A 5,421-nucleotide genomic window follows, 5' to 3' on the forward strand; every position below is an offset into this window, starting at 1 on the left:
GCTTACGGCGGCCAGGGCGGTCTGGGCGACGTCGCCCTGCACCCGGATTTTGCCGAGAACCACCGGATCTACCTGAGCTACGCCGAGTCCGGTGTGGGGGGCGAAACCCGGGGCGCAGCCGTTGCCCGCGCGGTTCTGAACGAGACCGGGCGCGGCGGAGAACTGTCCGACTTCGAGGTCATCTGGAGGCAGTATCCCAAGGTCGTCGGTTACGGCCATTACGGCCACCGGCTTCTGTTCGATGACGCGGGATACCTGTGGATCTCGTCCGGAGACCGCCAGAAATTCACGCCGGCCCAGGACATGCAGGCGAACCTCGGCAAGATCCTTCGGTTGCACGACGACGGCTCGGTTCCGGACGACAACCCCTTCGTCGATTACTTCGACGAGAACCCGCTGGTCGACGATATCGGGGTCTATCCGCAGGTGTGGTCGCTCGGCCATCGCAACGTGCTCGGGCTGGCGTTGGATCTGAACGGTCAGCTATGGGATATCGAAATGGGGCCGGCGGGCGGTGACGAGTTGAACCGCGTCGTGCGCGGAGCGAATTATGGCTATCCGATCGTCTCCAACGGCGACCATTACGACGGGCGTGAAATTCCCGACCACGACACGCGTCCCGAATTCGAGAAACCGGCCGTTTGGTGGACACCCGTCATCTCACCGGGTTCCCTGATCGTCTATCGCGGCGATCGGTTCTCCGGCTGGCGCGGCGATGCACTCGTCGCCGGGCTGTCATCCCGGGCGATCGTGCGTATCGAGCTCGAAGGCCACGAGGCCCGCGAGATCGAGCGTTACGACATGGGTGCCAGGATTCGCAGCGTCGTCGAGGGTCCGGACGGCTCCCTCTGGGTCCTGGAGGACGACGAGGAAGACAGTACCGGGCGCTTGCTCAAACTGACACCGAAGGACTGAAATCGGGGGTCGAACCAAGGTCCTTTCCACATCAGGCCTCGTTTTTGCGGGAGGTTGGAGGGGCTGAATCTCGTCATCAAGTAATGAGGATCTTCTTTAGCGTCAGGGGTCGACGGCATGGACGAATTCACGCTGATTGAAAAGCTCCGGCGGATCGAGGCGCTCCACGCCGGCGCGACGACGGAAGGGGAACGGGACGCGGCAGAACGCGCCCGTCAGCGAATTCTGGACCGTCTCGCCTCCTGGGAGCGGACGGATCCGCCGATCGAGTACCAGTTCTCCATGGTAGACGTATGGTCGCGCAAGGTGTTCGTTGCACTCCTGCGACGCTATGGCATCCGACCTTACCGTTACAAACGGCAGCGTTATACGACGGTGATGGCCCGAGTACCGAAGCGGTTCGTCGACGAGACGCTGTGGCCGGAGTTCGAGGACATTTCCAGCACGTTGCGGAGCTACCTGGGCGAGGTCACCGAGCGCGTGGTGTCTCAAGTGCTCCACGAGGACAGCTCGGAAGCAACCGTCGTCCCCGAACAGCAACAGCTCCTGTTCGACGGCAGCCAATGAGTCCGACTTAGCTCGGACCCTCAGTTCGACTGGCTCCTCCAGGCACGCCGCTGGTTTGCCGCCAGAATCCTCTTTCGCAATCGGATCGACTGTGGCGTCGTCTCCACGAGCTCGTCGTCGCGGATGAACTCGATCGCTTGCTCGAGATTGAGCTGCCGATGGGGCGTCAGCCTAACGGCAACGTCCGCGGTTGATTGCCGGATGTTGGTGAGCTTCTTCTCGCGGGTTACGTTCACGTCGAGATCGGCGGGCCGCGCGTTCTCGCCAACGATCATGCCCTCGTAGACTTCGGTTCCCTGGCCGATGAAGAGCTCGCCGCGATCTTCGAGGTTGTGAAGGGCATAGGCCGTCGCTCGGCCGCGGCGGTCGGCGACCAGGGCGCCGGTCAGTCGCTTGGGCATCGGCCCCTGCCAGTCGTCGTAGCCCTCGAAAATGGCGTTCAGGACCGCCGTGCCACGAGTGTCGGCGAGGAGCTCACTCCGAATGCCGATGAGACCCCTCGAGGGCAGACGAAACTCGAGCCGCACCCGTCCCGAGCCATGGTTGATGAGGTGAGTCATCTGCCCTTTGCGGATCCCGAGTTTTTCGACGACCACCCCCTGGTAGGGCTCGGCAACGTCCACGAGCAGAATCTCGAACGGCTCCTGTTTGCGGCCGTCGACCTGGCGCGTCACGACTTCGGGATTGCCAAGAGCGAGCTCGTAGCCCTCTCGCCGCATGGTCTCGACCAGGATCGCGAGCTGAAGCTCCCCGCGACCATAGACCTTGAAGGCGTCGGCGGAGTCCGTTGGCTCCATTTGAAGGGAGACATTCGTCAGGAGCTCTTTTTCGAGGCGCTCTTTCAGCTTTCTCGAGGTGACGTGCTCTCCCTCTCTGCCTGCCAGAGGTGACGAGTTCACCTGGAACACCATGGAGAGCGTGGGCTCGTCGACGTGGAGCCTGGGAAGGGGCGCCGGGCTCTCGCTGTCGGTCACGGTATCCCCGATGGCGATCCCCTCGACGCCGGCAAAACAAACGATGTCGCCAGCCCCGACTTCGTCGGAGGCAACGCGCTCGAGGCCCTGGAACGTGTAGAGCTTGGTGATTCGCGTAGGCTCGATGCTGCCGTCGGCCTTCGCGATTCCGACTTCCGCGCCACTACGGAGCGTCCCCTGCGAGATGCGCCCGATGGCGAGCCTTCCCAGATAGTCGCTGTAGTCGAGGTTCGAAACCATGAGCTGCAGCACTCGTTCGGGATCCCCGGATGGCGGCGGAAGATGAGCGACGATGGCTTCGAACAGGGGCTGGAGATCGGTCTCCTCGCCATGAGGGTCGGTGCGTACCGAGCCACGGCGCGCGTTCGTGTAGAGGATGGGAAATTCGAGCTGTTTCTCGCCAGCGTCGAGATCGATGAAAAGGTCGAAGACCTCGTTCACCACCGGCTGGATGCGCGCGTCCTGACGGTCGATTTTGTTGACCACGAGTACGAGAGGAAGGCTCTTCGAAAGCGCCTTGCCGAGCACGTAGCGGGTCTGCGGAAGCGGCCCCTCGCTCGCATCCACCAGCAGGAGGGCGCCGTCGACGAGACTCAGCGCGCGCTCGACCTCGCCGCCGAAGTCGGCCTGCCCGGGAGTGTCGACGATGTTGATTTTGATGCCGGAGTACCAGATGGCGGTGTTCTTCGCGAGGATCGTGATGCCGCGCTCCCGCTCGAGGTCGATGGAGTCCATGACCCGTTCCCGCACGGACTGTTTCTCCCGGAAGACCCCGCTTTGATGCAAGAGCGCGTCAACGAGCGTGGTCTTTCCATGGTCGACGTGGGCGATGATCGCGACGTTTCTGATTGTGTCGATGTTTCGCAAGAGTGCTTCCTTACCGCCGTCCACCATGATACGCAGAATCCGGCTGGTTCGCTCCGGCAGCACCGACTCCCCGGCGGGAGAACTTGATCCGTGACGAGCTTCTAAACGAGAATCCAACTCTTCATCGGTGGAGTCGTCACCTGCCGGCTGCCGAGCTTCCAGGAGGGAGGTATCGAATGTTCACCCGCCACGTCGTATTCCGATCGCTTCTGGCGATCGCTTGCGCGCTCACAACGGCTCTACCGGTTGCAGAATCGCAAACCGCTCCGAGAAGTTCTTCAGAAGACCCTTCGTGGAAGTGGCCCGATTCGCGCTGGCGGGATGCCGTCGAAAAGGTTCGAGCTGGCCGCCGCCTCTTACCGGCGTCCTGGCCCGAGGGCGCCCGAGTCGCGGTGACGTTGTCGTTCGACTTCGACAACGAGACCCTCTCCCTGCGTAATGGCGATACTTCGCCTTCACGCCTGTCGACCGGCGAGTACGGTTCCCGCGCCGCTCTTCCCCGAGTATTGGAGCTCTTGAAACGCTACGATATCCCGGCGACGTTCTTCGTTCCCGGCGTGAGTGCCAAGCTCTATCCCGACGACGTGAAGCGCATCGCCGAAGCCGGTCACGAGATCGGCATCCACGGCTGGATCCACGAATGGACCGCAAGCCTCGAGCGGGAGGACGAGCGAATGCTCATGGTGCGCTCGCTCGATACGATCGAGGAGATCGCCGGGCGTCGCCCCGTCGGCGTTCGCACGGGCTCGTGGGAATACAGTCCGAGCACGGCGGACCTGATCGCCGAGCTGGGATTGCTCTACGACAGCAGTCTCATGGCGGACGACGTGCCCTACGAGGTGGTGAGCGAGGGTCGGCCAACCGGTGTCGTGCAGCTTCCCGTCGAGTGGATCCTCGACGACTATCCTTATTTCGGGATGGACCGCTTCTCGAGCACGCGGCCGTATACGCCACCGAGCGGCGTGTACGAGATATGGGCGGCAGAGTTCGACGTCGCTTACGAGGAAGGAGGCATGCTCCTCCTCACCTTGCACCCTCATATCATCGGCCACCGCTCGCGAATCGCGATGCTGGAGCGCCTCATTCGGTACATGCGCTCGCACTCGGGTGTGTGGTTCGCGACCCACGAACAAGTCGCGAGGTACGCCAAGGAGCACGGGTAGACGCGGCGTTATGAAGCCAACTCTCGCACCCGGCATCACGCGCCATGAGCGTATCCCTGTCGATCGTGACCGCACCATCTCCTTCCTCGGAGAGGACCTGCGCCTCTACAGTACGCCGTCGATGGTGCGCGACATCGAGTACACCGCCTTGAGGCTCATCCAGGAGCATCTCGACGAGGGCGAAAGCTCGGTCGGGGTGCACATCGAAGTCGACCATCTCGCGGCGACACCGCTCGGTCAGGAGGTCGTGGTCGAGGTAGCGGTGGTTGCCGTCGAAGGGCGGAAGATATCGCTCGAGGCCACGGTGCGCGACGCCGTCGAGGAGGTTGGACGAGGCCGGCACGTACGTTTCGTCATCGACGTCGCTCGCCACGCGAAGCGACTTCGAGAGAAGCTCGCCAAATTCGGCGAGGCCGGCTGATTACCCGCCAGCTCATTACGACGGAAATTGCGGCGTTCGGCGTGCATCATCGGAACGAAAACTGCGCCTCTCGAATTGCCCCGTCGTCCAGTAGCAGTTGCAACGTGCGGCATGCACCGCCCCATGACTTCTCGGTCTTCCACGCATAGATGTACTGGTCGGTCAAGGCGTCATACGTCAGCCCGCTGTTGCCGGCGCTGCTGACCTCGTCGGGAAGAATCTCGTTGCTCGGCGCACCGCTGTCACAATCGATCGAGACCATAGACAGGCCATCCAGAACGTCGAGGCCGTGATCGCCAGCCAGACTGAATTTCAGCGGGATGCTGCTCCCCGCTTTGACCGAGTTGACTACGGGGAGGTTGTCCACCGGATTCAGGAAACCGGTGAAGTCATAATGCACCGAGTACGAGGCGAGTGCCTGATTCTTGTTACCGGCCACGTCGGTCGCACCGGCGCAATCAGCCGTGAAGTCGCCCACGTTGTTGGCCGTTCCCCCACTAACGCTGACCGTCGC

Annotated in this window: 6 protein-coding genes; 4 read left to right on the plus strand and 2 right to left on the minus strand. The window is 62.6% G+C overall.

The features are described from left to right. Window positions 1-915: PQQ-dependent sugar dehydrogenase (locus VEK15_14830; protein HXV61970.1), on the plus strand; the 915-nt coding region annotated here is incomplete at its 5' end. 117 nt (window positions 916-1,032) lie between these two features. Then, window positions 1,033-1,482 (plus strand): hypothetical protein, encoded by a 450-nt coding sequence (locus tag VEK15_14835; GenBank protein ID HXV61971.1) that lies wholly within the window; start codon window positions 1,033-1,035, stop codon window positions 1,480-1,482. 20 nt (window positions 1,483-1,502) lie between these two features. Here the strand turns inward: VEK15_14835 and typA are convergent, their stop codons facing one another. After that, window positions 1,503-3,350 (minus strand): translational GTPase TypA, encoded by a 1,848-nt coding sequence (gene typA / locus VEK15_14840; protein ID HXV61972.1) that lies wholly within the window; start codon window positions 3,348-3,350, stop codon window positions 1,503-1,505. Between the two features lie 365 nt (window positions 3,351-3,715). Here typA and VEK15_14845 point away from each other — a divergent pair, with 365 nt between their 5' ends. Together VEK15_14845 and VEK15_14850 are read left to right on the plus strand one after the other, a co-directional pair. After that, window positions 3,716-4,486: a polysaccharide deacetylase gene (locus VEK15_14845; protein ID HXV61973.1), complete on the plus strand. Its 771-nt coding sequence runs from the start codon at window positions 3,716-3,718 to the stop codon at window positions 4,484-4,486. A 10-nt stretch (window positions 4,487-4,496) separates the two neighbouring features. Then, on the plus strand, window positions 4,497-4,907 hold the full coding sequence (locus VEK15_14850) for a hotdog domain-containing protein (protein ID HXV61974.1): 411 nt from the start codon (window positions 4,497-4,499) through the stop codon (window positions 4,905-4,907). Window positions 4,908-4,953: 46 nt separating this feature from the next. Here VEK15_14850 and VEK15_14855 read toward each other — a convergent pair. Further along, the coding region (locus tag VEK15_14855) for a PxKF domain-containing protein (protein ID HXV61975.1) at window positions 4,954-5,421 on the minus strand (468 nt) is incomplete at its 5' end.

This window comes from Vicinamibacteria bacterium (assembly GCA_035620555.1).
In the GTDB taxonomy this organism is placed as follows: Bacteria; Acidobacteriota; Vicinamibacteria; order Marinacidobacterales; family SMYC01; genus DASPGQ01.

What these genes read in the sequence shown, in the direction of transcription:
- VEK15_14835 (HXV61971.1), top strand. Translation starts at nt 1,033, where the DNA reads ATGGACGAATTCACGCTGATTGAAAAGCTCCGGCGGATCGAGGCGCTC.
- typA (HXV61972.1), bottom strand. Translation starts at nt 3,350, where the DNA reads ATGGTGGACGGCGGTAAGGAAGCACTCTTGCGAAACATCGACACAATC.
- VEK15_14850 (HXV61974.1), top strand. Translation starts at nt 4,497, where the DNA reads ATGAAGCCAACTCTCGCACCCGGCATCACGCGCCATGAGCGTATCCCT.